General features: G+C 35.8%; 17 protein-coding genes and 1 other RNA gene. 6 read left to right on the top strand and 12 right to left on the bottom strand.

The genetic code is table 11. The features are described from left to right. Nucleotides 1–55: 55 nt before the first annotated feature. The 3 genes from thrC to thrA are packed head-to-tail and all read right to left on the bottom strand — an operon-like array spanning nucleotide 56 to nucleotide 4750. Nucleotides 56–1333, bottom strand: coding sequence for a threonine synthase (gene thrC / locus V6255_RS12665; protein WP_341628487.1), 1278 nt, complete (start codon nucleotides 1331–1333; stop codon nucleotides 56–58). Further along, nucleotides 1330–2286: a homoserine kinase gene (gene thrB / locus V6255_RS12660; RefSeq protein WP_341628486.1), complete on the bottom strand. Its 957-nt coding sequence runs from the start codon at nucleotides 2284–2286 to the stop codon at nucleotides 1330–1332. Before thrB ends, thrC begins: the two co-directional genes overlap by 4 nt. Nucleotide 2287: 1 nt before the next feature. Next, nucleotides 2288–4750: a bifunctional aspartate kinase/homoserine dehydrogenase I gene (gene thrA / locus V6255_RS12655; RefSeq protein ID WP_341628485.1), complete on the bottom strand. Its 2463-nt coding sequence runs from the start codon at nucleotides 4748–4750 to the stop codon at nucleotides 2288–2290. Nucleotides 4751–5304: 554 nt separating this feature from the next. On the opposite strand from thrA, the gene arcA reads away from it, so the two are divergent. Then, complete coding sequence (gene arcA / locus V6255_RS12650) at nucleotides 5305–6021, top strand: two-component system response regulator ArcA (RefSeq protein WP_160061137.1); 717 nt, start codon at nucleotides 5305–5307, stop codon at nucleotides 6019–6021. A gap of 213 nt (nucleotides 6022–6234) precedes the next feature. Here the strand turns inward: arcA and arcB are convergent, their stop codons facing one another. Continuing rightward, nucleotides 6235–8481, bottom strand: a complete 2247-nt coding sequence (gene arcB, locus V6255_RS12645) for an aerobic respiration two-component sensor histidine kinase ArcB (protein ID WP_341628484.1) — start codon at nucleotides 8479–8481, stop codon at nucleotides 6235–6237. A 279-nt stretch (nucleotides 8482–8760) separates the two neighbouring features. On the opposite strand from arcB, the gene folE2 reads away from it, so the two are divergent. Further along, nucleotides 8761–9681: a GTP cyclohydrolase FolE2 gene (gene folE2 / locus V6255_RS12640; protein WP_025565849.1), complete on the top strand. Its 921-nt coding sequence runs from the start codon at nucleotides 8761–8763 to the stop codon at nucleotides 9679–9681. A 209-nt stretch (nucleotides 9682–9890) separates the two neighbouring features. Here the strand turns inward: folE2 and V6255_RS12635 are convergent, their stop codons facing one another. Then, entirely contained in the window at nucleotides 9891–10568 is a 678-nt protein-coding gene (locus tag V6255_RS12635; RefSeq protein WP_341628483.1) for a pseudouridine synthase, read from the bottom strand. A gap of 196 nt (nucleotides 10569–10764) precedes the next feature. Here V6255_RS12635 and V6255_RS12630 point away from each other — a divergent pair, with 196 nt between their 5' ends. Then, entirely contained in the window at nucleotides 10765–11655 is an 891-nt protein-coding gene (locus V6255_RS12630) for a pseudouridine synthase (RefSeq protein WP_341628482.1), read from the top strand. Nucleotides 11656–11924: 269 nt separating this feature from the next. After that, nucleotides 11925–12857, top strand: a complete 933-nt coding sequence (locus V6255_RS12625) for a hypothetical protein (protein WP_341628481.1) — start codon at nucleotides 11925–11927, stop codon at nucleotides 12855–12857. Between the two features lie 62 nt (nucleotides 12858–12919). Here V6255_RS12625 and V6255_RS12620 read toward each other — a convergent pair whose 3' ends face one another. The 4 genes from V6255_RS12620 to smpB all read right to left on the bottom strand — a co-directional run bounded on the left by V6255_RS12620 (nucleotide 12920) and on the right by smpB (nucleotide 16139). Next, on the bottom strand, nucleotides 12920–13651 hold the full coding sequence (locus V6255_RS12620; protein WP_341628480.1) for a hypothetical protein: 732 nt from the start codon (nucleotides 13649–13651) through the stop codon (nucleotides 12920–12922). Continuing rightward, a complete protein-coding gene (locus V6255_RS12615) occupies nucleotides 13652–14761 on the bottom strand; it encodes an ATP-binding protein (protein WP_341628479.1) in 1110 nt (369 codons plus the stop codon). It abuts the gene before it with no gap. 443 nt (nucleotides 14762–15204) lie between these two features. Then, nucleotides 15205–15558, bottom strand: a transfer-messenger RNA (tmRNA) gene (ssrA, locus tag V6255_RS12610). A 95-nt stretch (nucleotides 15559–15653) separates the two neighbouring features. Then, on the bottom strand, nucleotides 15654–16139 hold the full coding sequence (smpB, locus tag V6255_RS12605; RefSeq protein WP_025565722.1) for an SsrA-binding protein SmpB: 486 nt from the start codon (nucleotides 16137–16139) through the stop codon (nucleotides 15654–15656). 401 nt (nucleotides 16140–16540) lie between these two features. Between smpB and V6255_RS12600 the strand changes: the two genes are divergently transcribed. Beyond that, nucleotides 16541–16978, top strand: coding sequence for a type II toxin-antitoxin system RatA family toxin (locus V6255_RS12600; protein ID WP_341628478.1), 438 nt, complete (start codon nucleotides 16541–16543; stop codon nucleotides 16976–16978). A gap of 92 nt (nucleotides 16979–17070) precedes the next feature. Next, a complete protein-coding gene (locus tag V6255_RS12595; RefSeq protein WP_341628477.1) occupies nucleotides 17071–17370 on the top strand; it encodes an RnfH family protein in 300 nt (99 codons plus the stop codon). A gap of 117 nt (nucleotides 17371–17487) precedes the next feature. On the opposite strand, the gene V6255_RS12590 is transcribed toward V6255_RS12595, so the two are convergent. The 3 genes from V6255_RS12590 to V6255_RS12580 all read right to left on the bottom strand — a co-directional run bounded on the left by V6255_RS12590 (nucleotide 17488) and on the right by V6255_RS12580 (nucleotide 20765). Further along, nucleotides 17488–18723, bottom strand: a complete 1236-nt coding sequence (locus V6255_RS12590) for an outer membrane protein transport protein (protein ID WP_341628476.1) — start codon at nucleotides 18721–18723, stop codon at nucleotides 17488–17490. Between the two features lie 262 nt (nucleotides 18724–18985). Continuing rightward, nucleotides 18986–19882, bottom strand: coding sequence for a glucosaminidase domain-containing protein (locus tag V6255_RS12585; protein WP_341628475.1), 897 nt, complete (start codon nucleotides 19880–19882; stop codon nucleotides 18986–18988). A gap of 535 nt (nucleotides 19883–20417) precedes the next feature. After that, nucleotides 20418–20765, bottom strand: a complete 348-nt coding sequence (locus tag V6255_RS12580) for a hypothetical protein (RefSeq protein ID WP_341628474.1) — start codon at nucleotides 20763–20765, stop codon at nucleotides 20418–20420. Nucleotides 20766–21162: the final 397 nt, after the last annotated feature.

Below are 21162 nucleotides of genomic sequence, written 5' to 3'. Positions count from 1 at the left end.
CCCAAAAAAGGGCGTGTAATACGCCCTTATCTAATACTAAAACTTAATAAATGGCTTATAAAGACATTAATAGTTCACGTACTTTTGCAAAATCAACCGGGAACTCTTTTGATAATAAAGGTAAATCGGCACGTGACGCTAGCTCTTCAGGAATGAAAATTTCACGTCCTAAAATATCTTCAACGCTTTCTCTGAATTTAGCAGGATGCGCTGTACATAAGAATAGGCCAGTTTCATTTTCTTTTAGTTGTTTAGTCAACTCGTGGTAAGCAATAGCACCATGAGGTTCACATAAATAACCTAATTTATCCATGTCGACTAGTGTTTTTTTAGTCTCTTCATCAGATAACTTGCCGTAACCTAACTCAGCTAAAGACCAACCTTTCACTTTGAATAACTCTTCAATACGAGGCCAGTTATTTGGTGCACTTACATCCATTGCATTTGATAATGTTGCAACCGTCTTTTTAGGTGCCCAAGTACCTTCTTGTAAATAACGCGGTACCGTGTCATTTTCATTCGTTGCAGCAATAAAGCGCTTAATTGGTAAGCCTAGTGCTTTCGCTAATAAACCTGCCGTTAAATCACCAAAGTTACCGCTTGGTACTGATACGACTAAGTTTTCACGTTGCTTTGCATCTAACTGAGCAAACGCTTCAAAGTAATAACAAATTTGAGCCACTAAACGACTAATGTTAATTGAGTTAGCAGAGTTTAAACCAATCGCTTGTTTTAAATCTTGATCATCAAACGCTTGTTTAACCATTGCCTGACAATCATCAAAATCACCTTCAATTGCCACTGTTGTGATGTTGCCACCTAGTGTACAAAATAGTTTTTCTTGTAACGGGCTAATTTTACCTTTTGGATAAAGAATAACAACGTTGATATTCTCCATGCCAAAGAAAGCATGTGCTACCGCAGCACCTGTATCACCAGACGTTGCAGTAAGAATTGTTATTTTTCCATCATCTTTAAATTGCGCTAAACATTGCGCCATAAAACGGCCACCAAAGTCTTTAAACGCTAATGTTGGACCGTGGAATAATTCTAATGCATTGATATCTTCAGTTACTTTTTTCACTGGTGCTGGGAAAGTAAATGCTTTAGAAACGATATCGAATACGGCCTCTTTACTTAGCTCGTCACCAATTAAGTGCGATAAGATTTCAGTTGAACGATCAACTAAATTCATTTTAAGTAATGCATCAATATTATCTAATGGATTGATCGTTTCAGGAAAAAACAAGCCTTGGCCACGTCCTAGTCCTTGTTTAACAGCTTGTTGAAAGCTTACTTGTTCACTGTTGTCTGTGATGTTGTATAAATTCATAGTTCTTTTCCTAGCACGCGTGCACCCTGTTCATCAAGGTGACAAATATGACAAAACCCTTCTTCATTTTGAAGGAAGTTTTCTGTTAACCAATTTTTTAATAATTCAGCTTGCGGTAAATCAGTCATCACTGCAAATACTGTTGGACCCGATCCAGAAATCCCCATTGCTAATGCACCACTTTGTTGTGCAAATAAACGCGCTTGGTCGAAACCAGGGATTAGCTGTGAACGATAAGGTTCTGCAATCACATCTTTTAACATAGAAGCCGCTAAAACAGGCTGATTACTATGACAAGCATGTACAAATGCACCTAAACGACGACCATAGGTCAATGCGTCCGATAAGCGATATTGCGATGGTAAAATATCACGAGCAGCAGACGTAGAAATAGTAATACCAGGATAAGCAACAACCCAGTACCATTCTTTAAATGAAGGGATTGTTTGACTAATTTCGCCACCTTCATTAATCATTAACTGCATACCACCAAGGTAACATGGTGCAACATTATCATAGTGAACACTGCCACTAATCTTACCTTCCATTTCGCCCATAATCGTTAACATTGCATGCTCATCTAATAGATAATCATGCCATGCATTTAACGCTTCTAATGCCGCAACAATTGAACTTGAACTAGAGCCTAGCCCACTGCCTACCGGCAGGTTTTTCTCTAGCGTCATTGCCACGGGTAAGATTTCTTTGTTTAATTTTGCTATTGCTACTTGGTAAGCTAAATAACAGTCATAAACGATATTGCTTTTAAAATCATCTGGCAATTTATGTGAGTATGGGCCTACACATTGTAACGAAAACCCATAGTCACCTTTAGTGATTTTAACGCGGTCACCTAGTGGTGAACCGTCAATCGGCGTAAGTGCTCCACCTAATACATCAAAACCTACACTCACATTAGCTGTTGAGGCTGGAGCATAAACAACAATAGACATCTTAAAACTCCTGTTTCCAGTTCAACGTACGCAGTACATCAGCAAACACACCTGCAGCGGTTACTTCAGTACCTGCACCATATCCACGTAATACTAACGGGATTGGTTGGTAATATTGGCTATAAAACGCTAATGCATTTTCGCCATCTTTTACTTTATTTAACGGATCATTCTCATCAACCGCCATAATACTACATTTACACTTACCGTCTTCAATACTACCAATGTAACGTAATACTTTACCTTCTTCATTGGCTTTATCTTGTAATGCTTTGAAATAAGCATCCGCTTCAGGTAAACGCGCCATAAACTCATCCGTTGTACCTGTATCATCAAAGCCTGGTGGTAATGCTTGTTCGATTTCTACATCGTCTAGGTTTAATTCCATACCCGCTTCACGCGCTAAAATAAGCAATTTACGTGCAACATCTGTCCCGCTCAAATCATCACGAGGATCTGGTTCTGTAAAGCCAATGTTACGAGCTTCAGAAGTCACATCTGAGAATGATTTACCTTCATCTAACTTACCAAAGATAAATGATAATGAACCCGATAAAATACCATTAAACTTAACTAAACGGTCGCCTGCGTTAAACAGGTTTTGCATATTTTCAATAACCGGTAAACCAGCACCTACGTTAGTATCGTATAAAAATTTACGACGTTTCATTAATGCCGTTAAACGTAACTGATGGTAGTAATCCATGCTACTTGTATTGGCTTTCTTATTCGCAGTAACCACATGGAAACCAGCGCCTAAGAAGTCAACATAACGAGCGGCAATTGCATCGTTGCTCGTACAGTCAACAATCACAGGGTTAATGATGTGAGAGCCATCTACCAGAGATTTCATTGATACTAACGACAACTCATCTGTTGCATCTTTTAATAGGTCGCGCCAATTATTTAAATCAACACCTTCCACATCTAAGATCATCGCACGGCTATTGGCTACGCCACAAACACGGATAGCAATATTACGCTCTGCTAAGTAACTTTGTTGACGATGTATTTGGTCAACTAATGCGCCACCAACACCACCACAACCAATCACAAATAGGTCAATAAACTGCGCTTTGCTGAAGAAGCTATGATGACAAGCCGTCACCGCTTCATTGGCTTTTTTCTCAGAAACAACTGCTGAAATAGAACGCTCAGAAGAACCTTGCGCAATCGCAGTCACATTAATAGACGCATCTGTTAATGCCATTAAGAAACGCGCTGCAACGCCTTTTTCTTTTTTCATGCCATCGCCAACCAGTGAAATAATCGCCTGTTTGTCGATTACATCAATCTCTTCTAATAAGTTATTTTCGAACTCTAATTTGAATTCTTCATTTAACGTATCAATGGCTTTTTGTGTATCGTTTGAGTAGATACAAAAGCTTAAGCTGTATTCTGATGAAGACTGTGTAATCAAGATAATAGAAACACCAGCACGCGAAATCGTCGTAAAGATACGACCAGCCATGCCCACAATGCCTTTCATCCCAGGGCCTGAAATGCTTAGCATACTCAAACCTTTAAGGTCTGAAATACCTTTTACGCGTAACTTTTGGTCACTTTTTTGTGCACTAATCAACGTACCTTCCGCTTGAGGATTATGTGTATTTTTAATTAAACAAGGAATATGGTGCTGCGCAATCGGTGCAATCGTTTTTGGGTGCAAGACTTTTGCGCCAAAGTAAGACAGCTCCATCGCTTCAGCATAACTCAATGATGTTAACAATTTAGCATCTTTTACTAGGCGAGGATCACAACTGTAAACACCGTCTACATCAGTCCAAATCTCACAACATTCAGCTTTTAAACACGCTGCTAATACCGCAGCAGAGTAATCAGAACCATTACGGCCTAACACTAATGTTTCGCCTGCTTCATTACCGGCAGTAAAACCAGGCATTAAGTAAATAGCATTACTAACAATGGCTTCTTTAGCGAATAGCTCACGTGATGCTTTAATATCGATTTGCGCTTCTAAATAACCCCCTTTGAAAGAGATTAGTTTTTGCTGCGGAATGATCATCTCAACATTTTGGCCTTTAGCGATAAGTAGCTGCTTCATACAAGCAACACTTAATACTTCGCCTTTACTTAAAATACGCGCTTCAATACTAGGAGGACATTGACCTAATAAACGAACCCCCTCTAGTAATTGAGTCAGTTCAGAAATTTCATTTTCAAAGGTATTGCGTAACAATTGATCAGCTAATTCTACGTAGGTTTCTTTCAAGCCTTGAATTAATTCAGAAAATATTTTTTGAATTGCAATTAAATGTTCGTCAGCAGACAATCCTTGGCTGGTTTTTTCTACTACCGCAACTAAATTATTGGTCACCCCTGATGGTGCCGATAATACTAGTGCAATTTGAGACTGTTGATGATTGTTAATAACAATATCAGCAACCTGATTGAAACGTTGAGCATTTGCTAATGAAGTGCCGCCAAATTTAAGTACGCGCATCGTACCCCCCTGCTTTAATACGAAAAAACCCGCCATCAATAGCGGGTTTTATGAATGTTGAACTTACTCTTTTACAAATAACAAAAAGCACTGCGAACAAAGCGCAGCACTTTTCTGTTTGAACTGAGAAAATAAAGTAAAATCCATGTGTGTTAATAATTTCGTTAAATTTATATCCCTCGATTATATCAAAGCTTATTGCGTACTGGAACAAACAACCGATCTAGGTTGCAACTAATTAGCATAACAAATAACAAAATGTTAACTCTAGTCATAGATGCATTGATAAATATCAATTAGATAAGGTAAAAGTACCGTTTAGTGACAGAATAAGTTGTTATCTATATGTTAAGTAATTACACTTTGATTACTGAAAACTAAGATTTTTTAAACCGTATTCGCTTTCATTTGCATTTTTTGTTTAAAAAACAACCAGCCATTAGTGCGGTAAGATAGTTTCACTTAGCCTTTTTAATGTTAAATCAGTTAGTTTTAAATTAAAAAATATTAAATCTGGTTAAGAAAAGGATTATTAATTTTATAGGAGTCAATTCATGTCTAGCGCTAAAATTTTAGTTGTAGAAGATGAGTTAGTTACACGTAGCACATTGAAGAGTGTTTTCGAAGCCGAAGGTTATCAAGTTTTTGAAGCTAATGATGGCACAGAAATGCACCAAGTTTTAAATAATAATGACATCAACCTCATTATTATGGATATCAATTTACCTGGAAAAAATGGTCTTTTATTAGCACGCGAAATTCGTGAACATAAACAGATCGCGTTAATTTTCTTAACAGGTCGTGATAACGAAGTTGATAAAATTTTAGGATTAGAGATCGGTGCAGATGATTACATCACTAAACCATTTAATCCACGCGAATTGACCATTAGAGCGCGCAACTTATTAACGCGTACTATGCAAGATACTTTGTATTTTGAAGAAATACGTCAAAAGGTTGAACACTATAAATTCAGTGGTTGGACGTTAGAAATAGACAGTCGTTCATTAATCAGTCCAAATGGCCAAGTATTTAAATTACCGCGTAGTGAATTTCGTGCGATTTTACACTTCATTGAAAATCCAGGGAAAATTCAAACCCGAGCAGATTTATTAATGAAAATGACGGGTCGTGAATTGAAAACTCATGATCGTACTGTTGATGTGACTATTCGTCGTATCCGTAAACACTTTGAAACAGTACCAGAGTCAGCGGAAATCATTTCAACCATTCACGGTGAAGGTTACCGTTTTTGTGGTGAATTAGAATAATCTGTTTATAAATTACAAGCTGAAATAATAACCTGACTCAACCTACTATAGCTTGACGATATTTTAGTTAAAAAGGCCTGCTAGATTACTAGCAGGCCTTTTTTGTTTTACGCCATCACCTAAATTTTAACTTCAATGCTCACTTCACTTTTTACTTCAAAATGAAAGCTCACTAATGAATATTTAATAAACTTCACGTAATCTACTAATAAACTAAGCATTAGCAACAATCCATTTTTTAAGCTCTTTGACATCTTCTAAATACAAATTCTTAATTAGCTCATGCCAATCATCAATATTATCCCACCATGCAGGCAAATCTGGAGATTGCATTTTTTGTGCTAAGTTTTGAATACGTAACAGTCCAACTGAAGCTGCTGCCCCTTTTATTTTATGTGATTTATCAACAATCCCTAGTTCATTTTTAGCTACCATATGACTATCTAACACGGCTAAATATTCAGGCATTAGTTGCTCAAATAACGACACATTATCCAACATCACTGAAAGCGGTAAAAACTCCATTAACTCTTTTAACATAGGTTCGTTAAACAGGACTAACTCTTCGTCAATAGGCTCTACCTCTTGCTCGTCCTCTTCAATGGTCGAGATCATAATACGGTCACTAAATTGACGTTCGACCATGGTATTAAATACCGACAGACTAAACGGTTTGCCAATTGCATCATCCAAGCCTTTATTAACAAACTCTTTAGTATTAGAGAACACGTTTGCAGTTAACGCTACAATCGGAGGGAGTTTATGATGTTTTTCACGTAAACGGCGAGTCACTTCAAAACCATCCATATCAGGCAATTGAATATCCATTAATATCAATTGGTAGTCTGACGCGGCGACTTTATCAATAGCTTGTTGCCCATTCATTGCGATATCGATTTGATGCCCTTGTCTTTCTAGTAAGGCACGTGCAACGAGAATATTTAACTCAATATCTTCCACTAGCAATATCGATAAAGGAGGAACGTTAAAGTCTGCTTTATGTTTTTTCTCAGGTGAACAAGTACTTGGTAAATCCAATGTAAAGATGCTCCCTTTGCCTAATTGGCTGGTCACCGTTAATCGACCATTCATCGCTTTTACTATTTGGCTAGAAACAGATAATCCAATACCCGTTCCCGTTGCATGACGTTCACCTTTAACTTGATAATACATAGCAAATATTTTATCTAACTTGTCTTCAGGGATACCAACCCCCGTATCCTCAACTTCAAAACATAACCATTTTTTATTACCTTCTCTACGATGACTACAACGGATATTCACCTGCCCTTGATCGGTAAACTTAACCGCATTAGTGATTAAGTTCCATAATACTTGGCGTAAACGTGTTCCATCCGAATAAAGACACTTAGGTAAATCACCTTTCTGCTCAAACACTAACTTAAGCTTCTTTTGTTCCGTTTGAATATAAGCAAGGCTTTGTAAGTCATTCATAAAATCATCAACGATAATACAATCATTTACTAAATTTAAGCGTCTTCTATCTAATTTATCGAGGTCGACAATATCGTTAAAAATATTACCTAACGTAATCGCACTCATATGAATCGTTTTAAGATATTGAATTTGTTCTTTATTAAAACTTTCATCTAGCAACATACGACTTAAGCCAACAATACCGTTAAGTGGTGTACGTAGCTCATGACTAATAGTTGAAATGAAAGTAGTTTTATCGCGACTGGCTTTTTCTAAAAATTCTTGGTGTTTTTTACGTTCAGTAATATCGCGTCCAAAACCAATTAAGCCAACACATTCATTTTGACTATTAAATAAAGGTAACGCGCGAATTTCAAAATAGCCTAACCGACCGTTCGGATATGACAACCAAGTTTCGTGAATTTGTTCACTGTGTGTTTTGATTACTTTTTGGTGGCGTAATGAAACGTCTGCTGAATATTCAAGGGAATAAATATCCTTAGGCTTTAATCCCACCAGCTCTTTTTCTGTTTTACCGGATAATATTTCCATTGCTTTGTTACAACTAACGAAACATTCATCTAAATCACGATGGAATATTAAATCAGGAGAGGTATCAAAAAACGATCGCAATAAACCAGTACCTTCACGTAGCCTTTGTTGTGTTTTTTGATGTTCTACTATTTCTTTTTCTAGCAGTTTGGTTTTAGCTTTATCGTCTTTTAGAATGTTTTCTAACTTTTTAACCGTTAAAGCAAGGCGATGTCTCGCATTGTCTAAATCCCCGACAACCACACTTAAAAAATAAACCGCCCAAGGGGTAATAATTAACCCTAAAATCACCGAGCGATAAATATCAGCGGTATCCAGTTTTTCAGAAAACAGTTGGGCAATAATAACTTGCAAACATGCATCAGCAAAAATAATGGCAAAAGCTAATAACAAACTAAACTTGATGGGCCCCAGTCGTTTCAATAAAGAAACATAATAATGAACCCAGGTTTTTAGATTAAATAAACTCACACATCCTCACAATAATAATGGCTGAATCACTATTTTGCATTGTACCGACTTTTCAGTGATTAACATTGATTCAATCTCGAACAATCATTAAATAACTTAATTTTACGCTCATTTACCTCGCTATCCCCTATGATTTATAAAGTATAGGGATAAATTATCAATCACTTAGTTAAAACCTTTGTATTTCATGGTTTTTAATTTTTCATAACCCGTTTATAATGCGCGCTCAATTTCATAATCATCTATCCATGTAAAGCATGTTGAAGGGAGCCTTATTGAATGGCAATGCCAGATATCGCAAATAGCGCACAAGCTCAAACTGAAGGAACGCTTGACCGCGTTGGTATGAGTAATATTGAGTTACCATTGATGGTACAAACAGATAACTACCCTGCTCAACAAGTTAGTGCAAAGGTTGAGTTATTTGTAAACCTGGGTGACCCACAAGCAAAAGGCATTCACATGTCGCGTTTGTATTTGCAATTAGATCAGCTTTCTACGGAATCTGAGTTAACACTGCAAACATTAACGACATTATTAAATGGATTTATTGAAAGCCACATTGACTTAAGTACAGAAGCTTTTGTAAAAGTTGAGTTCGATTATAACTTACGTCGTAAATCGTTAATCAGTGAAAAACGTGGCTGGAAAGCTTACCCAGTAGTGATTATTGGACGTTTAATTGATGGAAAATTCGATTTTGAATTACAAGTAGATGTCCCTTATTCTTCAACTTGCCCATGTTCAGCGGCATTAGCGCGTCAGTTAATCCAAGAAGCATTTAGCAAGCAATATGAACAGCAAGAAAATGTTGCAAAAGAAGACATTATTACTTGGTTAGGCTCTACACAAGGTATTGTGGCAACACCACATAGCCAACGTAGTGTTGCACAAGTTAAAGCAAAACTAAGTGATTCTGCAGATAACTTTCCAATTATTGCATTAATTGACTTAATTGAAGCAACATTGAAAACACCAGTACAAGCAGCCGTTAAACGTGAAGATGAACAAGAATTTGCACGTCTAAACGGTCAAAACTTAATGTTCTGTGAAGATGCGGCACGTCAATTACAATACGCATTGAATCAACAAACACAGTTCTCTGACTTTTGGTTACGTGTAAACCATTACGAAAGTTTACATGCTCATGATGCAGTATCAGTTACAACTAAAGGCATTAAAGACGGTTACAAAGCTTAATAATTAAATTCAGTAAGCACTCGCTCTTTATACGTTTTATAGTTCTGAATAGCGCTGAATAAAGCAATAAAAAAAGCCCTTAATCAGTAATGACTAAGGGCTTTTTATTATCTATAATAACCAGTGTACTGCTTGATGGCTTCACTGCTTTTAATAGTTGAGTAAATATTGTATAAAATAGTGAATACTTTATTTCAAAATAAAAGCGTTTATTGCCCGTTTACAGGCGTTATAAAAGGCACATCCGTTTTAAAGCACACTGTCTTTTTAGTATAAGGGTGTTGAATAGATATTTTGCTCGCATGTAATAGCAAACGAGGTGACAAGGCTAATGCAACGGGGTCAGCATAAAAGTCATCACCTAAAATAGGATGTCCAATCGCCATCATATGTAAACGCAATTGATGAGTACGCCCAGTGACCGGCATTAATTTAACTAATGTACTTTGCTCTCCGTAACTAACTACTTCATAAAATGTTTTACAAAGCTTACCAGCGTTTAGGTCAACCTTATGTTTAGGCGGATTATCTGTATCTTTGATTAATGGGAAATCGATACATCCTTTCTCTTCTTTAACATGACCAAAAACACGAGCGTAATACGTTTTCTTTGTTTCACGTTCTTGAAATTGTATTTTCAATGCCCTTTCTGCATCTTTACGTAATGCAAAAATAATAACGCCAGACGTCGCTAAATCTAAGCGATGTACCGTATGACTATCTGGATGTAATGTTAGCAAACGACTGTACATACTATCATGACGCTCAATATCTCGCCCTGGTACAGACAAAATCCCTGCAGGTTTATTAAACACAATCATATCTTTATCTTTATAGATCGTATCTAACCAAGGTTCTGTAGGAGGATTATACAAGAAGTCATTCATCGGCTTGTCAGTTAGTTATTTAAACAAGTGGCAAAGATACCTATTTACTAATAATTTTTCAATGAATGAAACGCCCATTTGTGGGATAGTTGTGGGGATAGTTGTCTGCATAATCATAACCCAGCTTATTCAATTGCTAATGAGGTATTAAATTAAAAAAACAACACATGCTATAGTCAATAATTTAGGCAACTAAATGGCAATATCGCAATATCCTTCAAAACTGAGTTTGCCTATCGTTAATCCAGGCGTTACAACGGTATTTGAATACCTGCTTATTAAATTCCCTTATGTTAAACCGAGCGTTTGGCAACAGCGTATTCATGATGGCAAGGTGCATTATCATGATGGTTCACTGTTAACCATGCAATCACTCTTTCAATCACAACAACGCATTTACTATTATAGAGAAGTTGAAAACGAACCTCTCATCCCTTTTTCGGAAACCATATTATTTCAAGATCAGCACATTCTAATTGCCTATAAACCGCATTTTCTTGCTGTCACACCAGGTGGAATCTATGTGAATGAATGTTTACAAAATCGTTTACGTCGACGTACTGACATTGAGTCCTTACAAGCATTACACCGTTTAGACAGAGTCACCGCAGGCTTAGTAATGTTCTCCATTAGTCCTGACTCGCGAGCGCTTTATCATGATTTATTTGAAAATAGAAAAACACATAAAACCTATCAAGCCGTGGCGAATATTACAAAAGATCAGGTTTTAATCGATAAAGAATGGCAGGTCCACAATCGCATAGAAACCAGTCAACCACGTTTTACAATGCGCATCACTGAAGGAGAAGCTAACAGTCACTCTATGATAAAATGCATACAACAAACGACTCAACAGGCCTTATTTGAACTCACACCCGTCACAGGAAAAACCCATCAGTTACGAGTCCACATGCAATCATTAGGTTGGCCGATAGTAAATGATAAATACTACCCACATTTACAGTCATTCTCAGCAGATGATTATTCAGCCCCATTACAATTATTAGCTAAAGAACTCAAATTCATAGACCCAATGACCCAGCAGCCAAGGCACTTTCAATATGAAGGTAATTTATCATTACTTTAAGTAATATAGTAAAAAAACCATTAAATGGGGAAGTGTATAAATAGTTAACACTCATCATTAATTTATCATCCATCATCACAAACTTGAATTAAACCTATCAACTAAGGTTAAATAGAGAGTACTTCCCTATACTTTAACCTTTTGCTTTCATATACTTCTGCACATTAACTAACACGATTAACTTACACTACTAACTTGCGCTAATTTATTACCTTAGACTTACTAAGCTATCGCTTAAATAAACCTATTATTCACAACTAGGATCAACGATGTCGACAATCATATTTATATTCCTCGTTATCCTTCTAGGTTTCTTAACGGGTCAAATCTTATATCGCAAAGCGTCAACCAATTTAGATAAAATCAAGCTATTCACCACCTTCCTAGCAATGCGCTTTACTATTCCGTTATCCGTGATGCTCGCAATCTGGCAATTAGAACTGCAAAGCTGGAGCTTAATTTGGCTCCCTATTATTGGTTCAGCCATATTATTATCAGGATTTTCAATTGGTTGGCTAGTGTCAAAGTCCTTTCGTCTACCGGGTATACAACGCGCTGTCGTTGCCCCCGCAGGTGCCTTTACCAATATAGGTGCCATAGGTTCGTTAGTAGTGTTTGTCTACCTTGGAGAATCAGCCTTTGCACTGGTACCATTATTTAAATTATTAGAAGAGTTTATTTATTTTGGTTTTCTATTTCCTTATGCAGAACGCTTTTCAACATTAAAAAACATAAAGAAACGAGCGCTTTGGAAAGACCCTACCTTACAAGCCATGTTTGCAGCCTTAACCTTAGGTGCAATGCTAAACGTCACGGAAGTGGTTCGTCCAGATTGGTTTAAAGATGTTACATCGGTTTTAATACCGTTAGGCACATTCTCTATGATGATAACGGTTGGTTTAGTGTTTCGATTCAATGCCATCTTACAACACTGGAAAATTGCGTTGGCATTATCACTCTCTAAACAGATGCTCTTACCGGTTATCGCCTATTTTTTAGTGGTGTTAACAGGACAAGCAGACGCTTATGATGGTTTAATTCTACAAATCGCCGTGCTCATAGCAACCATGCCAATCGCCTTTATTGTTATTTTACCTGCTTCTATCTACAAATTAGACCAAGGCTTAGCCAATTCATGTTGGGTAATGAGCTCATTGGTATTTCTTGTTATGTTGCCTTTCTATTCAACGTTTTTAGTTTAGATATAGCAGCATTGAATCAGTAAAGAATTAGTTAGAAAACAAGTGATTTAAACGAGTACAAGTTATAAATTAAGATCGCCCTTGGGAAAATGATAAAATGCAAAAAGAGGGTAGGCGCTCAATACGTAAATATGATTATCAGTGTCTATACTTTTTATTTGGGCATCTAATATTTCATTTTGATCATAGCAAGTTTCAAAATGAGATCTACCTTCTATAAAATAATTTGTTTTTTCAACATTGGCTTTTATTAATTCCTTCCAATCTTCTAAAGTTAACTTTTTGATTTGGTGAAGATAATTCATTCCTCTATCTGCCGATAATTTCTTATACTTCTTACCTCGACAATTCTCTACATCGACTTTTAAATTTTTATAGCCTTCTAAAGATGGAACATCTCTTAAAGCTTCAACCATGGGGTAACTAAGAAATAATTTTCCTTTATCATCTTCAAGATTAAATATTTCTAGCATTTTAGTCAATGTAGATGCGTCATACTTGTCGTCTTGGCACTCCATATCAAAAAACAAATAAATTTGATTCACATCTTCAGATGTAAGTCTTTCGAGTAATATTTTATTATTTGGAGTGAGAACAGATTCTTTTACTAAATCAAAAAGATTTAGATCATCATCTTTTTCTAACTCTTCAAAAAGCTCAAATATATCATTACCATACGAACACTTTACTATATCGACTTGTTCTTCATTGAAGAATTTACTTTGTAATGAATAAAAATATTCGTGTTCTCGTCTCTCACCTTCAAATAAACATAAAATTGTACTTCTAAGCACTTATTTCAAGCCTTTAAATATTTTTTCTAAATTATGTGCCTTTCGTAAATCTTTGTTTACTAGTTGGTCAAACCGATATTGTTTATCTGCTAATAATGAATAGCAATCAGGCCTTAGTAAGTCATTACTCATAAGCCCAGTATTATGAGTAGTTAAAACTGTTTGACACTCAATTTCAGAAATTTTATTAACTATTAATTTAGACAATGCGTAGTGATAATATGCATCAAATTCATCAATATATGCGAAGGAGAGAATTCCAGACTCTAGTTTTAACCACCAGTAATAAAACACTCCTAAAGACATGGTACCTGTTGAGGCTACAAGCGAAAATTCCAGAGTATTACCATCATCAAAATCAAATGCTATTCGTTGATCCCCAATATCACCAGTAGTAGTTAGATTGCATTCTATTCCTGCATCATTTAAGAATTTTTCAAAGTCTTTTACTTTATTAGACTCAATAATTGCATGAGATAACCTTTTAGAATCAGGGCTATGTCCACTAACTTCAGCTCCTTTAGTCAATGTTCTAAAGAAAATCATTCCCTTAACGAAAGCAATAAATTTATTAAATACATTATTTTCGTGATTGTCATCCAAAACTGCATTTGAGCTTAAATATTTTACAGCTGAAATTTCAGATTTAGTAAGGTCATTTTTTAGAGACTGCGCTCCAGCTAGTTCAAATGTTGCTAATCCAGATTTTCGTCTATCAAAAGAAACACATTCTTTTCCGTCAATTTTTAAGAATTCGTAAACAGTATTAAAGCAAGTTGACTTTCCGTAAGAATAAATTACAACGGAGTTTTCAAATATAAATTCATACTGAAATTCAGCAACTCCCTTTTGTGCTGTGCGAGCATTAATATAGTTAGTTTTTAAAGAAGGCATTACCGAACTGTCACTTATGTGACAAGTAAGATCAAGAATTGCTAATCCTAAATTAGATTTTCCACAGCCATTTTGGCCATATACCATTGAATGCTTAATAACATTTTTATTTGATATTACTTCTGAATTAAATTCATAGTTCTTATCTGTAATAAAATTAAATTCGAACCAATTCGTAAAATTCCTGAAATTTTTAACTGAAAATTTTGATAACATAATAGATAACTCTGATTTCGCATTGGTTAATATGAATGAATATTAACATACACATATTCATCCGTAAAAAAAATACGGCAAAAAATAAAACTTAAAAGTTCTATTAATAAGTAAAAACTATAAGTGCAAAGACCTATATAACCTAATTAAATAACCTTTAATATGAGTAGAGCTCGAATATGAATCGCAGTTACAAACTATCGTAATCAGCCAACCTATAAAATAATTATCTAGAATTCTCTTGTTTAATTTTTGTATTTGTTAGTGTTTTTTTACCATTTAGTCGTACGACTTGTGCTGGCAGAAAACTGTACTACCAAATGTACTACTTAAAAACGTAGATGTCACGGGTACGTGATGGACTGCAATAGACATAAAAAAACCCGCAAAGCCTTTGGTTATGGGCGTTGCGGGTCTTTAACGGTCTTCTTAAGACCTTGATGTGGTGGAGATGGGGGGAGTCGAACCCCCGTCCGAAAAACCTACATCCTCGGTACTACATGCTTAGTCAGTTATTTGGTTAACTCGTTAATCTCCAACTGACAGGATATTAAAAAGCGAGTCCGATACTATTTCGCGGTTCACCCTCGAACAAGGTTCCCTCGCTATCCGATGTAAATGACCTTCCGAATCCCTACCCATTGGAAAAGCGCGGGTGGAAGGCTAGCTAGCCTAAGCTGCTAGAGAGTAGTTAGAGTCGTTTGCAACTATAACGTTGGCGGCTTTTTACGAGGCCAACCGCCACCTCGGCATGCACCTTGGGTTTCAAGAATCTCGTCGAGTCCTAAATCATCCCCACAGTGGTTAGTGATAAATAACCAACAAGTTAAGTCTAACAAAGCTAAGTGATGCAAGATAGTATTATCTTGCATGTTGTTTGCTAACTGCTTGTTTATCGAACGCTATGCTTCATCATACGTTCTTTTTGAACTTGCCATTCACGATCTTTAACATCACTACGTTTGTCGTGATCTTGTTTACCTTTTGCTAAAGCAAACGAGATTTTTACCCACGCATGTTTCCAATAGAGTGAAATTGGAATAATAGAGTAACCCTGTCGTTCAACTTTACCGACTAAGTTATCAAGCTCACGGCGTTTAAGTAATAATTTACGATAACGTAAAGGATCACAAACTACGTGCGATGATGCTGCGAGCAATGGTGGAAATGTTGCATTAAGTAAGAAAGCCTCTCCATTTTTTAAGAAGATATAACTATCTGCAATATTTGCTTTACCTGCGCGTAAAGATTTTACTTCCCAACCTTGTAACTCAATTCCCGCTTCAAAGCGTTCCTCTAAGTGGTATTCATGAGAAGCACGTTTATTACGTGCAATCGTATTGTCGTTATTTTTTGGTTTTGAGTTTTTTTTAGCCATAACCTGCATTATACCCTTTATCATTCAAGGTGGAAAGTTCAGCAAGCATTGAAATGAACAGGATCTAGGCAGAAAGTTGGAGATATAACAGATTAAATTATAACTTTCTAACCACTAAGGTGTTTACTTCAGAATTTGCTCTATGAGTCGCTCGCTGAGAATCAACTTTGTAATACAATACTGAGTAATGATCAACTATTATCATCACCTTATGATCTTGATTTTAATCGACAAGCTAGTGACGAAGTAAAACATGCTAATGACTGAAATGTCACTAACATTTGTTTTTAAATTATTATTTTATTTGTTGGAAAGCCATTCATTTATCGGCATTTTTTGCTATTTTTTTTCAGTTCGCGCATCGCATCGTGTAAGATACCCTTTTTCAAACGAGGTAAGACATGGCTCAAGTATCACGTAGCGCATTGTTGATGTATAGCGCACAAGAAATGTATCAATTAGTGAATGATGTGGATGCTTATCCTGAGTTTTTACCTGGTTGCAGTGAAACGTCTGTATTAGTCGATCAAGATGATTTAATGAAAGCGTCTATTAAAGTATCTAAAGCAGGTATAAGCCAAACCTTTGTTACTGAGAATGCGCTTGTACCAGGGAAATCAATTGCCATGAATTTGGTTGAAGGCCCTTTTAAGCATTTAACAGGTGGTTGGACTTTTACTGAATTAGATGAACAAGCGTGTAAAGTGAGTTTAGATTTAGAGTTTGAGTTTAGTAACTCTATTATTGAGTTAGCTTTTGGTCGTATTTTTCATGAGTTGATCGGTTCTATGGTGAAATCATTTTCTAATCGAGCTAAAACAGTTTACGGTAGCCGTTAATTTTCGCTTTAGTTAATTCTAAAGTTGAGTATTAAAATTAAGTATTAAAATTAAGTGTTAAAATTAAGTGTTAAAGTTGAGAGTTAAAATAGATGAATCAGTTAATTGATATAGAGGTCGTTTACGGCCTCCCTCATAAACAAGTGTTATTGTCCTTACAAGTACCTAGCGGCACGACTATTGAAAACTGTATTAAGCTATCGGGTATTGTTAAACACTTTCCAGAAATTGTCCCAAGTAAAGCGATTGTTGGTATTTTTAGTAAACCAGATAAATTAGAAAATACTGTCAAACAAGGTGATCGCATTGAAATTTATCGCCCATTAACAGCAGACCCGAAAGAAATGCGTAAGTTACGTGCTGAAAAAGCCAAGCAAGCTAAAAATAATTAACTGATTACTGCAACTCACTTATTAGTAATAGTTTGTATTTCTATTGCTAATAAAAAAGCGCCCTTCGGCGCTTTTTTGTTAATTTAATAAACGTTATTAATAGTAAAGTAACAAAGCCTAAAATTCGTGGCTATACTGTACTGCGATTAATAATGCATCTGCATGTGTTGTACCAGTGATAGAAGATAATGCAGTGCTTTCTGAAACTGATACGTTTTTACCTAACAAATAAGTAGCACCAAAATCCACATTACTGCTTTCAGAGAAGTGATAAGTAAAGCCGCCTGAAAACCATTGGCGATCTGAGTCAGGCACTGATATTGAAGTCACCTCATCTTGAGCACTCATGTCGTACATGTAACCTGTGCGTAATGTCCAAGTTTCATTTAAGTAATAAGTACCACCAAGTGAAAAGTGCATTGTATCTTTCCACTTATAAGTACTCACTGTACCTGTAGCGTCAGACTCTAATGTATCGAATGAAGACCAACCAATCCATTGCACACTATAATGAACCGCATATTTGGTATCTTTAATACGGTGGTAACCAGAAAACTCAGCCATATCAGGTAATCCTAAATATAAAGAATCATCTTCAGTGGTTACATTATTACGGGTAACATCTCCCTCTACTTCTAATTCAGGGCTATAATGATAAGACAATCCAAAACGATTATTTTTATTTAATTCAAATACGGCACCTAAATTAAAACCTACAGCAAAGCCATCAACATCAGCATCTAAGGCTGTAATTTCAGCAACTCCAATATCGAGAGTTCGCTTTAACTCCCCTACTCCATAAATAATATCGATCCCAGCACCAACACTCCATTGTTGGTTGATACGGTAAGAAGCGGCTAACCCTAAATTCAAACTTTTAACATCGGTCAATCCACCAAATTCTGAACCTGTAAAGGAATTATCAAAATCCGTTCGAGTGCCAAAATTACTATATAAATTGGCGCCAATAGCAAACTTATCGTTAATTGGAAAAATAACGTGAATATTAGGTGATACAGACACACCACCTGCATCATCATAATTTGAATTTGCCCCACTAGGAGCTGTTGGTCCTGTATAGACACCATCTGATATTGAAATATCAGTCTTTAAAAAGTTAACTCCTAAAGATAACGCTGTTTTATCAAACAATGCCATTGCAGCTGCATTACGCCCCATAACAGACGCATTATCAGCAATAACGGCATCACCCGCAAAAGCACGGCCCAATCCTGTTGCAGATTGTGAGTTTAATTGGAAGCCCGCGGCATTAACTTGCATAACAGAAAGAGAAAGGGTACTAACGAGTAGTGATTTTTTGAATAAATGAAGTCCTTGCATCCGAGTGCGCATATTATCATCCTTGGTATTTGGTGTAGTGAGTCCGAAGTGTTACAACATCACTTAATATTAAATAAGAAGAGCATAATTCAGAAAAAATATTTAGATTTAGTTATGCTCTGAAATCGTGATCCGGTGCAAATGCTTTCCATTAATTTATCGAAAATAGCTAAGTTGGGTATGGATTTCACAATTTTAATGGGTCTCTATAGTATTAAATTCAATAGTAAAATCGATAAGAATTAATACTATAGAGTAAAGAAAGTACGAATACTTAGTACACGAGATGTACTAAATTATTATCAGATAAGAAAGTATCGTCGGTTACGCTTAGTTTGTTATAACGAATTAAACTACGTAATCCATCGATATAAGCTTGACCACGTTCAGAATATTTGATCAAGGTACCTGCGAGTAATAGGCCTGAAAATGGTTTACTTGCAGTCACTTGTTTAGCGCGCAAATTACGCAGTGACTTATAAGCAGAAGTAGTATTAATGTTTAACATGTACCCCTCCACTGAGCCTAAAGGACTATCGAAACGAGCAATGCCGTAATTACCTAATTCAGTACGTTGTTGTTTTGGTTTAATGCCATTACCGCTGAAATCCCATTGCCCAAAAAATGCATTTCCCTCAAGCGCAAATCGTGAAGTTCCCCATGCACTTTCTTCGGCGGCTTGTGCTAATGCTAACGAAGGTGGAATAATATTAACGCGCTTCAATAATGTTTGTTTGTCTGCATTGGTTAAAGCCGTTGTTTCATCTTCAATAACTTCATATTTAAGCGCAATAGAAATCAGTTCAGGAGAGGTTAATTTAGCGATTTTAACGATTTCTCGTTCACGCAAAATATTTTCATTTGACACTAAAACTAACGGTAATATCAAACGTAAGAAAATGCTTTTTTTATTTTCAACGGGCATGTTCTTAGAGATATCTTGCCATTTTGGACTAATGCTTTCAAACGTTAAGCGAGGAACTTCTTTGATGCCGTTATCCCAATCTTCAGGGGTGTAATCTAGTTTTTTGAATACTGCATTGAGATCATCTAATGAGGTAATTTTTATTTCAGTTGGATTAGCCATTAGCTTTTCAGAAGTAGATAGATTCTCCGTACAAGCAGACAAAAACAACACACTAAGTAATGTAAAAATGATGATTTTTTTCATAAGAGTAATTTCCAAAAAATAGTTAATGACACCTATTTTTATAATATTGGTATAACAGGTAATGAGTTAATTTCATTTATATGTTAAGAAAGTTGATGTCATATTAAGATAATTGATGGGTTAAATAATGCGATAAGAAACATTCAATAAGTAAATAATATCGTTATGGTCGTTGTATTATAGGCAACAAAAGAAGAAGTTAGTTAGTAAACTAATTATAAAATAAATATAGAAATTAAGTTTTAAGGGATGTTAATTGAAGTTTGCATCAAAATAAAAGTAAAGGTAACAAGCAGTTGTATTGTTATTACCTTTTTTAATTTTCACTCATATAATGTTAGATAATCTCAGTTCTGGATAAGCAAAGCGATACAACACCGCTATTTCCGCGATGCCTTAAATTATCTCTCAATAATTCGCCTTGAACTGCACAAAACTAACGGCACTGACAAGTAAAAAGTATAACCTAATGATTTTAAATGCTATTCCGCTTCCATTAACCAGAACTTAGGTTAGATAGCAGATTTTATTGACTTTAAGAGCCAATATTTATTATTCCAAACATAGTTAATAAGTGGATTACAGGTAGCATTAACATACATACCAATGCTAACCACATTAACCAACCAATGAACCCATTACCCGTCATTGTTTTTAAAATACTACTGCCATGTATTTTACCTACAAAGTACAAAAGACCATACTGAATAAGCATCACACCTATAACGATCGGCATAGCAGGCAAACCTACTGAATTAATAGCAGCAGGAATAGTTAATAATGACATATACGCAACAGCGATAATAATGACAAATGCTTTGGGTTTAAACCCTGTGAGCTCTTCGAGAACTGAATTACCCGGCTTAGAACCGTTGCTATCCATGTTTACCTCTTTCTATAAAATTTAAGTTAGCTTTAAAAGACTAAATGTTTAAAAGTGCAATAATACCCCGTTAAAAACTAAATGCTTGTTCCTTATTTAGATTGTGTGATAGTAATTGTATGATGAATAAAATTCATACAATTACCTCCCCCTATTTTTAGTATTAAAAGTAGCTCATCTAAACAACATCATTATTTTCACTTAATATTATAGATATACCTTTAATTATGAACGATTAAGACAATTCGCTTGTTCTTTAAGCAACTAGCATCTCATTTGCTTAGATACACCAAATAACGCTTGCAATATAATGTGATCTCTATATTATTCGCCGCACTTAAACGGACGCGAGATGGAGCAGTCTGGTAGCTCGTCGGGCTCATAACCCGAAGGTCGT

The sequence above is a fragment of the Psychromonas arctica genome, assembly GCF_038155225.1.
GTDB classification, from domain to species: Bacteria; Pseudomonadota; Gammaproteobacteria; order Enterobacterales; family Psychromonadaceae; genus Psychromonas; species Psychromonas arctica_B.
Note: the sequence above shows the minus strand (reverse complement) of the source record. Positions and strands in the feature narration are given on the sequence as shown.